This window comes from Ruegeria sp. E5, from assembly GCF_056534105.1.
On record NZ_JBQFPA010000001.1, the window covers coordinates 986133 to 1002615 of the forward strand.

General features: G+C 58.0%; 15 protein-coding genes. 3 read left to right on the forward strand and 12 right to left on the reverse strand.

Annotated features, from left to right (window positions below):
• The first annotated feature begins 18 nt into the window (after positions 1–18).
• Together ACR0BI_RS05010 and ACR0BI_RS05015 are read left to right on the forward strand one after the other, a co-directional pair.
• Positions 19–1152: a polysaccharide biosynthesis/export family protein gene (locus tag ACR0BI_RS05010; protein WP_170396306.1), complete on the forward strand. Its 1134-nt coding sequence runs from the start codon at positions 19–21 to the stop codon at positions 1150–1152.
• Between the two features lie 3 nt (positions 1153–1155).
• Positions 1156–3153, forward strand: coding sequence for a capsular polysaccharide biosynthesis protein (locus tag ACR0BI_RS05015; protein WP_480561322.1), 1998 nt, complete (start codon positions 1156–1158; stop codon positions 3151–3153).
• Between the two features lie 3 nt (positions 3154–3156).
• Here ACR0BI_RS05015 and ribD read toward each other — a convergent pair whose 3' ends face one another.
• From ribD to ACR0BI_RS05045, 6 genes are all read right to left on the reverse strand, one after another.
• The gene (ribD, locus tag ACR0BI_RS05020) at positions 3157–4257 is read right to left on the reverse strand and encodes a bifunctional diaminohydroxyphosphoribosylaminopyrimidine deaminase/5-amino-6-(5-phosphoribosylamino)uracil reductase RibD (protein WP_255612049.1); all 1101 of its coding nucleotides are present in this window, start codon (positions 4255–4257) and stop codon (positions 3157–3159) included.
• Positions 4254–4724, reverse strand: coding sequence for a transcriptional regulator NrdR (nrdR, locus tag ACR0BI_RS05025; RefSeq protein ID WP_039534475.1), 471 nt, complete (start codon positions 4722–4724; stop codon positions 4254–4256). The genes ribD and nrdR overlap by 4 nt, the downstream gene beginning before the upstream one ends.
• Before the next feature lie 119 nt (positions 4725–4843).
• Complete coding sequence (locus ACR0BI_RS05030; protein WP_170403327.1) at positions 4844–5254, reverse strand: secondary thiamine-phosphate synthase enzyme YjbQ; 411 nt, start codon at positions 5252–5254, stop codon at positions 4844–4846.
• A 6-nt stretch (positions 5255–5260) separates the two neighbouring features.
• Positions 5261–5662, reverse strand: a complete 402-nt coding sequence (locus ACR0BI_RS05035; protein ID WP_255612048.1) for a hypothetical protein — start codon at positions 5660–5662, stop codon at positions 5261–5263.
• Positions 5663–5739: 77 nt separating this feature from the next.
• A complete protein-coding gene (locus tag ACR0BI_RS05040) occupies positions 5740–6294 on the reverse strand; it encodes a DUF4166 domain-containing protein (RefSeq protein WP_480561321.1) in 555 nt (184 codons plus the stop codon).
• Complete coding sequence (locus ACR0BI_RS05045; RefSeq protein ID WP_480561320.1) at positions 6284–6709, reverse strand: thiol-disulfide oxidoreductase DCC family protein; 426 nt, start codon at positions 6707–6709, stop codon at positions 6284–6286. Before ACR0BI_RS05045 ends, ACR0BI_RS05040 begins: the two co-directional genes overlap by 11 nt.
• A 339-nt stretch (positions 6710–7048) precedes the next feature.
• Here ACR0BI_RS05045 and ACR0BI_RS05050 point away from each other — a divergent pair, with 339 nt between their 5' ends.
• Entirely contained in the window at positions 7049–8062 is a 1014-nt protein-coding gene (locus tag ACR0BI_RS05050) for a helix-turn-helix domain-containing protein (protein ID WP_170396293.1), read from the forward strand.
• 183 nt (positions 8063–8245) lie between these two features.
• Here the strand turns inward: ACR0BI_RS05050 and rpoD are convergent, their stop codons facing one another.
• From rpoD to ACR0BI_RS05080, 6 genes are all read right to left on the reverse strand, one after another.
• Positions 8246–10234: an RNA polymerase sigma factor RpoD gene (gene rpoD, locus ACR0BI_RS05055; RefSeq protein ID WP_170396291.1), complete on the reverse strand. Its 1989-nt coding sequence runs from the start codon at positions 10232–10234 to the stop codon at positions 8246–8248.
• A 114-nt stretch (positions 10235–10348) separates the two neighbouring features.
• A complete protein-coding gene (gene dnaG, locus ACR0BI_RS05060) occupies positions 10349–12298 on the reverse strand; it encodes a DNA primase (RefSeq protein ID WP_480561319.1) in 1950 nt (649 codons plus the stop codon).
• A gap of 80 nt (positions 12299–12378) precedes the next feature.
• Positions 12379–12675, reverse strand: coding sequence for a hypothetical protein (locus tag ACR0BI_RS05065; RefSeq protein ID WP_170396287.1), 297 nt, complete (start codon positions 12673–12675; stop codon positions 12379–12381).
• 35 nt (positions 12676–12710) lie between these two features.
• On the reverse strand, positions 12711–13256 hold the full coding sequence (locus tag ACR0BI_RS05070; RefSeq protein ID WP_170626616.1) for a sarcosine oxidase subunit gamma family protein: 546 nt from the start codon (positions 13254–13256) through the stop codon (positions 12711–12713).
• Positions 13249–16182, reverse strand: coding sequence for a sarcosine oxidase subunit alpha family protein (locus ACR0BI_RS05075; protein ID WP_480561318.1), 2934 nt, complete (start codon positions 16180–16182; stop codon positions 13249–13251). The genes ACR0BI_RS05070 and ACR0BI_RS05075 overlap by 8 nt, the downstream gene beginning before the upstream one ends.
• Positions 16179–16442, reverse strand: coding sequence for a sarcosine oxidase subunit delta (locus ACR0BI_RS05080; protein ID WP_170565781.1), 264 nt, complete (start codon positions 16440–16442; stop codon positions 16179–16181). The genes ACR0BI_RS05075 and ACR0BI_RS05080 overlap by 4 nt, the downstream gene beginning before the upstream one ends.
• Positions 16443–16483: the final 41 nt, after the last annotated feature.

Consider the following 16483-nt stretch of genomic DNA (forward strand, 5'->3'; position numbering starts at 1 on the left):
GATTGAGGTAAATCGGCAGTGCAGCGCTTTCCTACCCGATGGATCCGGGGGGTTTCCCTTGTGGCGACCCTTGGCCTGCTGGCAGCATGCCAGCTTCCCAAATCCGGGCCGAACAAAAACGAAATTCTAGCCGGGTCGGTCGAAAACGGGGGTAACGCCTTTGTGGTTGAGGTCGACGACCGTGTTGCGCGGGCCACATCGGTGATTCCGCAATACGGGTTTTCGAAATCCTTCCGCAGCGCGCAAAGCGTCGCATCCGATACCGTACGCCCCGGCGATATTCTGAGTCTCAGCATCTGGGAAAATGTCGAGGATGGGTTGCTAAGTTCCGCAGCCGGTGGCGCAACCGTTCTGGATCAGGTGCAGGTCGACAGCGAAGGTTACATATTTGTTCCTTATGCAGGGCGGCTGCGTGCAGCGGGCAATACGCCCGAACAGCTCCGCACGTTAATTTCCTCGAAGCTGGAGGAACAGACTCCGGATCCGCAGGTCCAAGTGTCGCGCACTCCGGGCGATGGGTCGACCGTTTCTCTGACCGGAACTATCGGCGCGCCGGGAATCTATCCGATTGAGCGACCAACTGGCTCGTTGTCGACCATGCTCGCGCAAGCTGGCGGGGTGGCAGTTGCATCCGATATCGCATTGGTCACTGTGATCAGGGGCAAGCAAAGAGGAACCATCTGGTACGACGATCTGTTCCGCAACCCGGAAACCGATATCGCCCTGCGCGGCGGCGATCGCATTCTGGTCGAACAGGACAGCCGCTCATACATCGCGCTGGGTTCGACCGGCGGGCAATCCCGCGTGGCCTTTGAAAGTCAGGACCTATCCGCCCTTGAGGCGCTGGCACAGGTCGGAGGCCTACAGCCGCTATCCTCAGACCCGACCGGTATTTTTGTTCTGCGTGAGGAACGGCAGGATGTGGCGCGCAATGTCATGGGACGTCCCGAGCTACAGGGTGATCAGCGCATGATCTATTTGCTGAACCTGACCGCGCCCAATGGCCTGTTCATCGCCCGCGATTTCGTGATCCGAGACGATGACACGATATACGTCACCGAGGCCCCATATGCACAGTGGAGCAAATCTGTCTCGCTGATTGCTGGAGGTCTGACGCCATTTGCGAATGTGGCGACGCTTACGGGTAACTGATGAATGCTCTCTGAATCGGAGAACACGGCCGGGGGCGAACGCTCCCGGCTTTTTGTTTACAACGGTGGGTTCCTGACACAGTCGCGGCTGCGTCGTATATTGTCTCTGGCCGGGTATGACATCCGGCTTGGTCTGCCACAGCCAGACGATCTGGTCGGGGTCTGGGGCAACAGCCCGACAGCCCATCGGGGAATGGGTATCGCGCAGAAACGCGATGTGCCCGTCCTGAGGGTCGAAGACGCGTTCCTGCGGTCTCTGCACCCTGGACGAAGCGGTGAGGCACCCATGGGTCTGTTGTTGGATCGATCGGGTCTGCATTTTGATCCGAGTGTGCCTTCGGATCTGGAAACTCTGTTAGCCACGCATCCGCTGGATGACACCGCCCTGCTGGATCGCGCGCGAGGCGCAATCGCGCGCATCCGAGAGCTGCATCTGAGCAAATACTCGGCCTTTGACCTTGATCTGACGCCTCCCGATCCTGGCTACGTTCTAGTGATCGACCAGACGCAGGGAGATGCTGCCGTCACCGCAAGCAACGGCGACTATGCACGGTTCCGCGAGATGCTGGTCATCGCGCAAGAGGAAAACCCCGGTGCGCGCATCCTCATCAAAAGCCATCCTGAAACCACGGCAGGCCACCGCAAAGGCTATTTTTCCGATCAAGACCTGAGTGACAGGGTGTCGATCCTGGACAGCCCCATCAGCCCATGGTCGCTGCTTGAAGGGGCCATCGGGGTTTACACGCTGTCCTCGCAGATGGGATTTGAGGCGATATTGGCCGGGCACAAACCTCGCGTGTTCGGGCAACCATTCTACGCTGGGTGGGGGCTGACGCAAGATGATGCACCCCTGCTCCGTCGCCAACGGAATCTTACGCGGGCGCAGCTTTTTGCAGCTGCGATGATCTTGTATCCGCGTTGGTACGATCCCTACCATGATCGCCTGTGCGAATTGGAATGCGTGCTCGATACGCTTGAGGCGCAAACCCGGGCCTGGCGGCAGGACCACAAAGGCTGGACCGCCTCCGGGATGCGGGTATGGAAACGCCGCCACCTGCAACGCATTTTCGGCCAGCACCATAAGGTGCGTTTCGTGGCCGAGCAGCCAGAGAACACCAAACAACCCCATATGGTCTGGGCCAGCCGAGCCGGTGAGACGCTGAATGCAACCCGGATTGAGGATGGCTTTTTACGATCCCGCGGGTTGGGCGCGGAGCTGGTTCCACCGCTGTCGCTGGTGACCGATGATATCGGCATCTACTACGATCCAACGCATCCCAGCCGCCTGGAAGAATGGATCACCACGCGCGAAACCTTGCGCCCTGATCAGAGGCTCCGCGCCGAGCGGCTGACAGCCCAGCTGCTGACCGAGGGCCTAAGCAAGTACAACATCGGCCACCCCGCCCCGGACCTACCGGAGGGGCGTCGCGTTCTAGTGCCAGGTCAGGTTGAAGATGACGCCTCGATCCGAATGGGAACAAGCAATATCCGCACCAATCTCGATCTGCTGCGAGCGGCGCGCGAGGCCAATCCCGACGCTGTGTTGATCTATAAACCGCACCCGGATGTCGAAGCTGGTCTGCGCGACGGCAAGATCGAAACTGATCTGGCCGATGTCAATGTAGAAGGCACCGATCCTTCCACCCTGCTTGGACAGGTGGATGAGGTCTGGACTATGACCTCTCTGCTGGGGTTCGAGGCTTTGCTGCGTGGCGTCCGGGTCACCACTCTCGGTGCGCCGTTCTATGCCGGTTGGGGGCTGACGAGTGATCTGGGGGCGGTGCCTGCGCGACGTGGCGCGCGGCCTTCGTTGATGGGATTGGTGCACGCAACGCTGATTGACTACCCCCGCTATCTCGATCCGGTGACGGGACAGACCTGCCCCGTCGAAATCGCGGTCGAACGGCTTGCGCAGGGTACGCCATCCCCTACCGGACCCGTAAATCGCATCTTGGCCAAATTTCAGGGCGCACTGGCGACGCATGCGCATTGGTGGCGCTGAAGGCTAGTGCGTCACGCGCGCCCAGCGATGTAGGATATCGCCGCCAACGACCTGTGTTTCGATCAGATCAAATCGGGGGGCAGTATCCAGAGTATCAAGCCTCAGTGCCCCGATCGCGGACAGACCTTCGGCCCCGATGGTCAGCCCCGCTGTAAAACCGACCAACTCATCGACCAGATCGCCCTTTAGCAAAGATGCAGCCAATGCTGATCCGCCTTCGCAAAAGACACGCGTCAATCCGGCCTGCCCAAGCTGCTGCAACAGATCAGCCGCATCCACGTGATGACCATCCAGCGCACAAGGGATCAGACGGGCACCCAACCCCTCCCACGCACGCGCACGCTCGGGGTCTGGATGGGGGCCGTGACAGAGCCAGACAGGGATATCGGACGCGGTTCGCGCAAGTTGCCCCATCAAGGGCAAATCCAGATGACGCGAGACCACCACGCGCACCGGCTGATGCTGCACGCCCAGATCACGAACCGTCAGCGACGGGTCATCGGCGCGCGCTGTCCCTGCCCCAACCATCACCGCATCGTGGCGCGCACGCATCGCATGCACCGCGCGGCGAGCATTTGGACCTGTGATCCACTGACTGTGCCCGGTTTCCGTAGCAATCCGTCCATCAAAGCTGCTGGCCAGTTTCAAAGTCACAAACGGGCGGCCCTGCTCGGTTTTCAGGAAAAACCCTGCGTGGTCGCGTGCTGCCTGTTCCGCCAGAACACCGGTGGTGACCTCAATCCCGGCCTCGCGCAACATGGCAAACCCTTGCCCTGCGACCCGAGGATCGCTGTCTTCGATCGCCGAGACCACACGGGTAACACCGGCCGCAATCAGCGCTTCGGCACAGGGCGGCGTCTTTCCGTAGTGTGAACAGGGTTCAAGCGAGACATAGGCGGTGGCACCTCGCGCGGCCTTACCCGCCTGCGTCAGAGCCATAGGTTCTGCATGCGGACGACCCCCGGGCTGCGTCCAGCCGCGACCAACGATGCGTTCATCGCGCACGACGACACACCCGACGGACGGATTCGGCCAGCAGGTGCCTTGGCCGCGCCGCCCCAATGATAGGGCCAGCGCCATATATCGCTTATCTGTATCGCTCACTCATCCGTCGAAGGTTGCGGCGGGCGCAACTCGTGGACAAACTCCTCGAAATCATCGGCCGCCTGGAAATTCTTGTACACACTCGCAAAGCGAACATATGCGACCGTATCAATCCGGGCCAGCGCTTCCATTACAATTTCACCGATTTTATTCGAAGGGATATCGGTTTCCCCCATGCTTTCAAGACGGCGCACGATACCGGAGATCATCTGATCAATCCGATCGGGATCAATGGGCCGCTTCTGCATCGAAATACGGATCGAGCGTTCCAGCTTGTCGCGGTCGAAGTCTTCGCGCTTACCGTTGGTTTTGATGACGACCAGATCACGCAGTTGCACGCGTTCATAGGTGGTGAACCGTCCGCCGCAGGCCGGGCAGAACCGCCGTCTGCGGATCGCGACGTGATCCTCTGCCGGGCGTGAATCTTTGACCTGAGTATCGATATTTCCGCAAAACGGGCAGCGCATCCGCCGTCTCCTCGTCCCTAGCTGGCCACTTTTTGTAAGCGCTGCGGCTTACTTATCCACAACTATAGGACAGCCTCTAGAGTTTGGGTAGTCGGAATTTTCCACCCCAATATAAAGCGTCACCCAAAATGCGCAGCGACCTTTCTTTCATGCGGCGCGTTGCGGTGTTCAAACAGATATATCCCCTGCCATGTGCCCAGCGCAGGTACCCCATCTGACACCGGTATCGACAGCGATACAGGCATCATCGCGGCCTTGATATGGGCTGGCATGTCGTCCGGCCCCTCATAGGTGTGGCGCAGATAAGCCATCGACGGATGATCCGATTGCGGCACCAACCGATCAAAGAATGCGCGCAGGTCAGTCTGCACCTCGGGGTCGGCGTTTTCCTGAATAAGCAGCGAACAAGAAGTGTGGCGTACAAAGAGCGTCAGCAAACCGTCCGAAACCGGCCTCAGCCAACTGCGCACAGGGGCGGTAATCTCATAGAGCCCCACGCCCTGTGTCTGGATCGAGAATTCTGTCTGCATCGCAGGTCAATTGATAAACGGACGGACGCCGCACCGCGCATTTGCGCCCTGTACCGACATGCTGTCACCCGGCTGGAACCCGGCTGTGACCGAAAAGCTGCCTTTCTGCGGGACATTGGCGGGTTGTTTCAGTGTGAACTGTACCGCCGTCCGGCGTCCCGTTGTCACGCTGGGGCCGTAGCCGCGCAGAACGTAGATTTGTTGCTGCCACCCAGCACCCAATTTCCGGCGGGCAAAATCAGCAGCGGCGCACCAATATCCATCAGTATCCTGACGTGTCCTTGGAATGACCTCGAAGTCTGTGCCGCTCATCGGTTCTGTTCGATAACCGTTCGGCGCTGCATCGACAACGCCCGCAGAGCTGGTCATAAGCAGTGCTGCAAATGCGCAAAGTATTGTCTGTTTCATTGTGACCATCTTCCTGTTTCCATGTGAAATATAGACTAGTGCGTCGCCATCGTCAGCACAGCGAACTAACGATCATGTCAGCTTGACCCACGTGGTTCGTGAACAGGCTCTAACCATCCCTCATAGCGGATCAAGCGCCCCAATCCCGGTGCTGTCGCCGAAATGTCAAAGCGAAACCTCAATTGTGCGTCCTCAGCCTCGGTCGATCCGGAAGGTGGCAAAAGAAACCCCGGACACGGAATGCCAAATAAAGCGAGGCGGCGGATCTCAATGGTCAGCCCCTTATCAGTTCGCACCGGCTGCAACCATATTGTCAGCCCGCCGATCTGTTCCCGCACCATGCCACACAGCGGATCAAAAGTGATCCGTGAACGCGTTTTGTGGCCTGCGAAATCCCGTTCCCATTGCCAATATGCGCCGGACTTTCGAATCGTAAGGGTGACCGGCAAATCTTCGCCCGCAGGTGGAAATCGTCCGATGCGAAGTGCCAGAGCGACCAAAACGCCTCGGCCACGCTGAATGCTGCATCGACCAGAGTAGCGACCTTCCCCGCTGTGCAAATCCCTGACCAATCCAGGCACAGCTTCATCTATACCCAGCGCCTGCAGGAATGGATCACGATCAGAATCCATCTTGGGCAAACCGCGATCTGAGAGAAGGATCAGGAACCAGGCACTCATCCCGCCGCCAAAATAGCGCATATCTGTTACGGGCAATCATCCGGTACAGCGGGTTCTTCAGAAACCTCGGCAGGTATCGACACAAGGACAATACCCGCCACGGAACATATAATGCACGCATCGCAGCGGCAAATGCGTCGAGATTTTGGTGCACCTTTCCTTTGACGATCACCAAATTGGTTTCAAATTCGTCTGTCGGCAGGTTCAGGAGAGTATAAAGCTGCTGCCCAAGCGGTGACTGCGCAGTTGCAAATAGAAATTTCTGATCTCGATCATGGCGCAACATGAAGTGAAAAAACCCTGAACACAGCACGCATTCACCGTCGAAGACGATCAAATCTGTATCGATGGAAAGATCATCAGCCACGAGAGATCAAGAAATAACAAAAGGTTCCCCGTGATGCTGTCACGTCGAATGCGCCGCAGCAATGCGACATGACTGACCAGAAGAATGAGAGGGGCGTGCCGGGGAACCCGTTGAAACGGCTTGGTGGACCGCTCGCTCAGGCTCTGACCTTTTCCCCAAAAGGCGCTGACCCGACAACACCGGTCATGTAGCTATTGGCCAAGGCTACGGACATGGCCATTTCTGCCATATCTTTGTGAGTTGCGGTCAATTCCTGGGTATCAGCACCGAGGCTGGCGCATTGCCACGGTTTGCCGCTAGGGTAACGGTATTACAGTAACGCGTTTTTTGGGCTGGGTGATGGACGTCGACATTTCACGCATTCAATTGCTGACACGGACCCTTGAGGATCACGCAAGCGCGACCGTGGTGGAACAGGTCCTGAGTGACTGCGCATTGACCCGCAGCGATATTGAACCGCCTGCCAAAAGGTACAGCGCCCACAAAGAAGCGCTGTTTGTCCGACACGCCTGCGATGCACTTGGCGATATCACCTTTGGCGCGCGGGCGGGTCTGGAATTCAGTTCTTCTTCCAGCATTACGGCCTATATCAGCAAATACTCTCGTGATCTGAAGCAGGTGATCGAGAATACGGCGCGGTTTCATGGCATTATCGACCCGGCCCTGGCCTTCAATCTGCGCCTTTCAGGTAACGCTGCCTCGCTTGAGGCCGATTGGAAAGACCCGAGCTTTTCCCGCTATCATCGGCGGACCGAGTTCCTGCTGTTTGGCGCCATCGCCCGGATGCGGGCGTTGACTCAGTTGAATCTGAATCCGATTGAGATACGGTTTCAGCACACAGTTGGGCAACACCAAGCCACCTACCAGAAGATCGGAGGTTTCCCAGTTACCTTCGGGGCCGAACGCTTGGAAATCATCCTGTCGCTGCCCTCGCTGGAAACACCGATCCCAACTTACGACCCTAGCCTGCGCGCGCATTTGGTTGAATTTGGCGAACGCCTGCTGGCCGAAAGACAGTCGCCAAGACAGAAAACCCGAGCACAGATCGAAGGGTTGATCACAGATGCGATGCCGGGGGGAATCGTACAGGTGGACGACGCCGCCTCCCAGCTCGGCCTAAGCCCTCGAACATTGGCTCGCCGCCTGGCTGACGAAGGCACTTCATATCGCGAGATTGTTGAAGATTTACGATGTGACCTGGCGCAGACCTTTATCAAGAACGGTATGCATCTGTCCGAGATCTCGTATTCGCTCGGTTATTCCGATCAGGCTGCGTTTTCCACCGCCTTCAAACGTTGGACGGGTCAGGCCCCGACTGCTTTTCGCAAACGTGTCTCTCATCCGCTTTCATGAAGCTACAACGTGGCCGGGGGTCATCAGCCCAATCACCTCGCCCCGGCCTGTCCATGAGTGGACAGCGGCGATATAAAGATGGCATCGCCGGACTCCTTGCGAATTCCCGCCAATTTGATTTGAAGTTCAGTCATTGTGAGCGGGCGAAAGAAAAAAGCGCCTCGGGATGAGGCGCCTTTCGATTTACTGATCCAGGAAGGACCGCAATTTACGCGACCTACTCGGGTGTTTCAGCTTACGCAGCGCCTTCGCCTCGATCTGGCGGATACGTTCGCGCGTCACGCTGAACTGCTGACCGACCTCTTCCAGCGTGTGGTCGGTGTTCATGCCGATGCCAAAGCGCATCCGCAGAACCCGCTCTTCACGCGGGGTGAGAGAGGCCAGAACCCGTGTGGTGGTTTCCTTGAGGTTTTCCTGAATGGCGCTGTCCAGCGGCAGCACGGCATTCTTGTCTTCGATGAAATCGCCCAGCTGGCTGTCTTCCTCGTCACCGATTGGTGTCTCAAGGCTGATCGGCTCCTTGGCGATTTTCATCACCTTGCGCACCTTCTCAAGCGGCATTTGCAGCTTTTCGGCCAGTTCTTCCGGCGTTGGCTCGCGGCCGATTTCGTGCAGCATCTGACGACCTGTCCGGACCAGCTTGTTGATCGTTTCGATCATATGCACCGGGATACGGATCGTGCGCGCCTGATCCGCGATCGAACGCGTGATCGCCTGACGGATCCACCAGGTTGCATAGGTCGAGAACTTATAGCCCCGGCGGTATTCGAACTTGTCCACCGCCTTCATCAGGCCGATGTTACCTTCCTGAATAAGATCAAGGAATTGCAGGCCGCGGTTCGTGTACTTTTTGGCAATCGAGATCACCAGACGCAGGTTGGCCTCGACCATTTCCTTCTTGGCTTGCCGCGCCTCTTTCTCACCCTTCTGAACCTGCTGCACGATGCGGCGGAATTCAGGGATATCGAGACCGACATATTGGCCGACTTGGGCCATGTCGTTGCGCAGTTCCTCAACCTTTTCGGTCGAGCGTTCGATGAACATCTGCCAACCCCGACCCGGCTTTTCAGCCATTTCAGCCAACCAGTTCGGATCTAGCTCGCGCCCACGATAAGCATCAATGAACTCGCGACGGTTGATGCGAGCCTGGTCAGCCAGCTTCACCATCGAGCTGTCCAGTGACATAATCCGGCGATTGATGCCATAAAGCTGGTCGATCAGAGCTTCGATCCGGTTGTTGTGCAGGTGAAGACCATTCACCAGTTCAACAATCTCAGCGCGCAGCTTCTGATAGGTTTCTTCGTCCTTCGCGCTGAAAGTGCCATCCTCATTCAGCGTCGCAGAAATCCGGCTGTCCTGCATTTCGGACAGCATAGCGAAGTCGGTCGAGATGCGTTCCAGCGTGGTAAGAACCTGATCCTTCAGCGCTGCTTCCATCGCGGCCAGGGACATGTTGGCCTGATCGTCGTCATCATCGTCATCATCATTGGCAATCGGGTTGCCGTCAGCGTCAAGCTCCGGCCCCTCATCCTTGGCAGGCTTGGCCGCCTGCACCGATGAGGTATCGACAACCGGCTCTTCAACCTCGCCGTCTTCATCCATCTGGTTGCCGAAAGTGGTTTCCAGATCGATGACGTCCCGCAGCAGAATGTCTTCGGACAAAAGTTCGTCATGCCAGATGGTGATCGCTTGGAAGGTCAGCGGGCTTTCGCACAGACCAGCGATCATGGTGTTCCGACCGGCTTCGATCCGCTTGGCGATAGCAATCTCGCCCTCGCGGCTCAGCAGTTCGACTGAACCCATCTCGCGCAGATACATGCGTACGGGGTCATCGGTGCGATCCAGCTTTTCGGTTGCAGCACCAGCCAGCGCAACCTCGCGCGGACCTTCGGTGGTGACCAGTTCGGTCGAGCCTTTGTTTTCTTCTTCTTCGGCTTCTTCATCTTCGATGATGTTGATGCCCATCTCGGACAGCATCGACATAACATCTTCGATCTGTTCCGAGCTGACCTGATCAGGCGGCAGAACCTGATTGAGCTGGTCGTAGGTGATGTAACCTTTCTCGCGAGCCTCGGCGATCATCTTCTTGACCTGGGCCTGGCTCATGTCCAGCGAGATTTCCTGTTCCTGCTCGTCGGATTTGCGGTCTTCGTTCGTATCCTTGGCGGCCATTCAATGCTCCTGCAGGGATGGGTGATTCGTTTGAACCGAATCATTAGCGCGTAGAAGTGATTCGGCCACCCGTTTACCCGTTTTTCTTTTCCAGTGCCTTACGAAAACACCACTTCATCGATGTTTCCGTTCGAATTTGATGCCAGACGTGATGGCCTCAAACGCGTCTTTCTCATCGCGGTTGATTCGCGCACCATTGTCGGCGATGTCGAAAACGGCCCTGTCTTCGTTCTGGCTGCGGCTTGTACGGTTGCGCTCTTCGGCGGCTTGCGCCAGCCGATATGTCAGCGCCTCATCGGCCAGATCAGACAATTCCTCTGCCGCTTCGGCAATCTCAGCATCCAACCCCTGGAGCGCTTTGATCTTTGCGAGTTCCTCGGCCAGCGTCATCTCGGCCTTTTCAACGTCGCCCGGTTTGTACACACAGGGGATCACTGCGACATGGCGAAGGGCCAGCAGGTTTTCAAGGGGTTCCGGTCCCAAAGTTTGCATGATGTGATCCTGCAGATTGTCCGGATCGTCGATGGCATGGCGCAGGATTGCTCCCCGCAAGGCCGCATGATCAGGGTCGTGGCAATCCATTTCTTCCAGCTGAGTTTCGAATTGCACGACAACTTGTGGATTCAGGATGGCAATCGCGAGAATTGCCGCTTCGCGCAGTTGAATATCCGCATTCTCAGCCGAGGCCAGAAATGACGCCCGTGCGCCTGGCGTGGCAGGCTGTGCCTGCGGCTGCCATTTTCCGCGCGGTTGCCACGGGCGATTTTGTGATTGTCGCTGTGGGCGAAACAATTGCCAGCGCAGGTCCTTAATTTCCTGCCCGTAGTGCGATCGGATCGAGGGGTCGCGGATCAGCTTGATCTTCTCTCGCAGGGATTTATCCAGCGCCGCTTTGCGTTCGGGGCTGTCAAAGACCTTGCCTTCCGTCTCGCGTTGCCAGAGCAGTTTGACCATCGGGATTGCAGCATCCAGCACACCCTGCACCGCCCCCGAACCTTCGGCGCGCAGCAAATCGTCGGGATCCTTGCCTTCGGGCATCAAGGCAAAACGCAAGGATTTGCCCGCTTCCAGCAACGGCAGTGCCAAATCGACCGCTCGCATCGCCGCGCGCAGCCCTGCCGTATCGCCATCCAAAGCGATGATCGGCTCGTCAGAGATGCGCCAAAGTAGTTGCAACTGATGCTCGGTAATCGCAGTCCCCAATGGCGCAACCGACGCGCCAAACCCGGCCTCAGCCAAAGCGATCACGTCCATATAGCCCTCGGCCACAACCAAAGTCTGCCCCTTGCCTGCCGCCTGTCGTGCGGGGCCATGGTTGTAGAGGCTGCGGCCTTTGTCGAACAGATCGGTCTCGGGCGAGTTCAGGTATTTGGCGTTGTCATTGGGATCCATCGCCCGGCCACCAAACGCAATGCACCGCCCGCGCGGGTCGCGGATCGGGTACATGATGCGGTTGCGGAACGTATCATAGGGTTTCTTACCTTTGTTCGACGGCTTGGCCAGCCCGGCCCCAAGGATCAGGTCCTCGGAGACACTCTTACCGGTTAGATGATCCCACAGAGCCTGCCAGCCCTCGGGTGCGAAACCGATTTCCCAACGGTCCAGCGCCTTCGCGTCAAGACCGCGACGTGTCAAATAATCACGTGCCGCCGCCCCTGCCCCAGTCTTGAGTTGCAAACGAAAGAACTGCACAGCCTGTTCCATCACCTCGGCCAGCTGTGAACGGCGGTCCTGCTTTTCCTGCGCCTTGGTATCACGCGCGGGCATCGGCATCCCGGCCTCGCGCGCCAGAATTTCCACGGCTTCTATGAAAGAGACATTCTCGGTCTCTTTCACAAAACTGATCGCGTCCCCTTTGGCGTGGCAGCCAAAGCAATAATAGAATCCCTTTTGGTCATCGACGTGGAACGAGGCGGTCTTTTCGTGATGAAAGGGGCAAGGCGCCCACATATCCCCCTTGCCCTGATTGGATTTGCGCTGGTCCCACATGACCTTACGCCCAACAACCTGAGACAGGCTGAGGCGCGTGCGCAGTTCATCCAGAAATCCGGGGGGCAAAGACATGGGTCAAACCTGCCAGAAATGAAAACGCGCGCCAAGGGGATGGCGCGCGGTTGTCCACAGAGAAATGATCTGACTGTGGATTATTGTTGTAAACACAACTCCAGCCACGCAGCTCCGAGATCCTTCTTACGCACGTCGCGCATCTTCTGCTCATATACCCAAGGCGTGATCAGCGGAACAGCGGCATTGTAGTTCTCGGGCCAGGTAGGACCACTGTCGGCCACCGCCTGCGCCACATCGCGTTCCTTGACCCGGTCAAGTCGTGCTTTCTGTATCGCTGCAACAACGTCGGCCTGATACTTGCAGCTCTGTTCCTTGGTTTCCTGTGCAACCACTGGCGTGGCCAGCACGGCCGCAACGATGGCGATACGCAACATGGGGATCTCCGAAGATTCGTTTCTTTCAGCGCAGCTTACCCGCGCGCGGCGATGCCTTCCATCGCCCTTTTCAAATCGTGAACCAGTGTCTCAGCCATGGATCGGAAGACCATGATCTGAAACGTGTTCTCCCCAACGCGCGTGATCGAAGCGGTCATGTGGAACAGCAGGGTGCGGGCGGAGTGGCCGCGCTTGAAGTTCGCCTTACGCAGATCAATAGGCACTACGCGCGCCAGTACGTCTTCGACATCAGCACCCTCTAACCGGACCACAGCCCAGGCATCTGATTGGTCCACAATGGCCGCATTCTCGGTCAGGGTCGCATCAGGAGACGGCCCGATCAGCATCGCATGCGCCGGGCCGAACCAGATCGCCCGCGCGCCAGCCTTACCCGTTGCGCGGTTGGCCGATGGATAGGCCATCCCGTGCGCTGCTTTCAAAGCTTCGGATAGCGCCTTTTGCTTACCCTTGAAAGGTGAGATCGAATGGATCGCGCCCGCATCCTCTTCGCTGAGCGTTACAGAGCCGAAGGTCAAAGGCAGCAACCCGTCGCAGGGTGTTTTGGCGGTCAGATTATCCACGGACGCGCCCTCCTTCGGGGTCAAAGAAAACCGGGTTCACCACTTCACACAGGGTTGTCACGCCGCGCAGATGATCGACCATTTTCACGATTTCTCCATACCTCTCAGGCCCGTCCGCCAGGAAGCCCAAGCCCAACATCGTTTCCAGCGTCGGGGAATAACACACGGAGGTCAGATAGCCCTGATCATTGATGCGCACCGGCTCGGCCTCTTCCCGGTAAAGATGCGCACCCGCCAGCAATTCCTTGCTTTCGCCAATGGGTTTGAGCCCGACCAACCGCTCGCGCCCCGGCTCTTCAAGCCCTGGACGTTGCGACATGGTTTTGCCGATGCAATCCTTCTTCTGCGACACCATCCGACCCATGCCGATATCATAGGCAGTTGTCCGTCCGTGGATCTCGGAATGCGTAATAAAGCCCTTTTCGATGCGAAGAACGTTCAGCGCTTCCATCCCATAAAGACCACCGCCCAGTGTCTCAGCCCGCTCGGTCAAAATATCGAACAGGGTCGCGCCATAGCGCGCAGGCACAGCGATTTCATATGCATGCTCGCCCGAGAACGAGATCCGGAACAAACGCCCCTGCACACCCAGCACCGAGATCGATCCGCAAGCCATGAAGGGCCAGCTTTCTTCATCAAGAGGTGTGTCCAGCAGATCGTTCAACAATTCACGCGATTTTGGTCCGGCCACGGCAAACTGTGCCCACTGTTCAGTGACCGAGATGCACGAGACATCCAGATCAGGGCGCAGTCCCTGATGAACGAACTCCAGATGCTTCATTACATCGCCAGCACCTGCTGTGGTGGTGGTCATCAGGTAATGCGTCTCTCCCAGCCGCGCGGTGGTGCCATCATCCATGACGAATCCATCCTCACGCAACATCAGGCCATATCGCGTTCGGCCAACTTTGAGGGTCGAGAACATGTTCGAATAAACGAAGTCCAGAAACGCCCCCGCATCCGGCCCCTGTATGTCAATCTTGCCAAGCGTCGAGACATCGCACACCCCGACGGCCTGACGCACCATATTGACCTCACGGTCACAGGATTGCCGCCACGTGGTTTCTTCATCCTTTGGGAAATAGCTGGGGCGATACCACAGCCCGGCCTCAACCAACGGAGCTTTCCGCGCTACGGTCGCTTTGTGCGAAGTGATAAAGCGTTGCGGTTTGAAACCCTTGCCTTCAGCCCCAGCGCCCAGCGCGGCAATGGCGATAGGAGAATACGGAGGGCGGAACGTCGTGGTTCCGGTTTCGGGTATCGCGCGCCCGGTGACGTCCGCTAGAATGGCCAACGCCGCCACGTTCGAATTCTTGCCCTGATCCGTCGCCATACCTTGCGTCGTATAGCGCTTCATGTGCTCGACTGACCGGAAGTTCTCAGTCGCGGCCTGTTTGACGTCTTTCACTGTAACATCGTTCTGGAAATCCAGCCACGCGCGCCCTTTGCCGGGAACGGCCCAAAGCTGCGTGATCTCGTATGGCGTATCCTCGGCCTGCGGTGGCACAGTCTTCGAGGCCTTGTAGCCAAGATCGCCGAGCACGCCTTTGGCTGCCTCAATCCCTTCACGAAGGCAGGCTGTAATTGAGAAAGATCCGTTGCACGCACCCGCTGTCACCATGCCCGGCACGGCCCCCGGCGTTGGCACAAAGGCCTCGATCTCACGCTTCCAGATCGGGCGGCTATTCATGTGACACGTTAGATGAACCGAAGGATTCCAGCCCCCTGTCATGGCAAGGCAATCCGTGTGTATCCGTTCTTCTCCACTGGCGCGGCGCACTGTAATCGCCTCCAGCCCCTTACGGCCCGAACTGTTACAAACTTGCGCCCCGCGTAGAACCTCGTAGTCGTCAGACAAGGGCGCGTCATGGCGGCTATCGATCACAGCCGCCACATGGACACCAGCATCCAACAAATCACGCGCAGTGCGATGGATATCGTCAGTATTTCCGAAGATCGTCACATTGCGGCCCGGGCTGACACCCCATCGGTTTAGATACGCCCGAACCGCGCCAGCGGTCATGATCCCCGGGCGATCATTGTTGCGGAATGCGACCGGGCGCTCCAGCGCGCCTGCCGCCAGAACTGACCGCTTGGCCACGATCCGCCAATAGGTTTCCAACGGCGCCCCGTTGGGGCGGTGATCCGTATGGTGAAAAACGCGTTCCAACGCCGCAAAGGTACCTTGGTCATAGGCGCCTGCGATAGTGGTCCGGGTCATGATGCGGACATTGTCCATCGCGGCTAACTCGGCCAGCACTTCGTCAACCCAAACGGGACCCGGTTTTCCGTCGACCTCATAGGTCTCGGCCAGCAGACGCCCACCCACGCGACTGTTTTCGTCGGCCAGAATGACGTCCGCGCCAGCACGACCAGCGACCAGTGCGGCCATCAGCCCCGCAGGCCCTGCCCCGATAATCAGCAGATCGCAAAAGGCATAAGCGCTTTCGTACTTGTCGGCATTGTCTTCGCCCGACAGTGCACCCAATCCGGCGGCACGTCGAATGATCGGCTCGTATAGCTTTTCCCAGAAGCTTTTCGGCCACATGAAGGTTTTGTAGTAAAAACCCGCGCCCAAGAACGGGGAAGCCAGATCGTTGATCCCCATCAAATCGACACTCAGGCTGGGCCAGCGATTCTGGCTGCGCGCTTCAAGTCCCGGATAGATCTCTTGCATCGTGGCGCGAATATTTGGTTCTTGACCTGCGCCTGCCCCCAAGGTCATCAGCGCATTCGGCTCTTCGCTGCCTGCGCTCAGCACACCCCTAGGCCGGTGGTACTTGAACGAACGCCCCATCAGTCGCACGCCATTCGCCAAAAGCGCTGAGGTCAGGGTGTCGCCCGCATAGCCGCTATAGCTGGCACCATCGAAAACAAACGGAATCGACTGCGTACGATCGATAAGACCCTTTCCATCGATCCTCATGCCCGCTCCTCCGATGCCGGCTGCGCGTCGATCATCTCATGCGTGACCGTGTTTCGTGTGACCACGATCCATGTACCGCACCCGCCTTCGTGATACCAAAGCTCTCGTGTCGGCCCTGCCGGGTTTTCCCGTTGGTAGACAAAATCATCCCAAGCCGCCTCACCGGCATCCGGGGCCGGTCGGTCCAGATCCACTGCCGCCCCGCGATAGTAGAATTCGCGCCGATCCCGCTCGCCGCAATATGGACAGGTGATCCTCATAGCCGCGCGCCCTTCTTGATCTTTTCAATAATACCCAAATC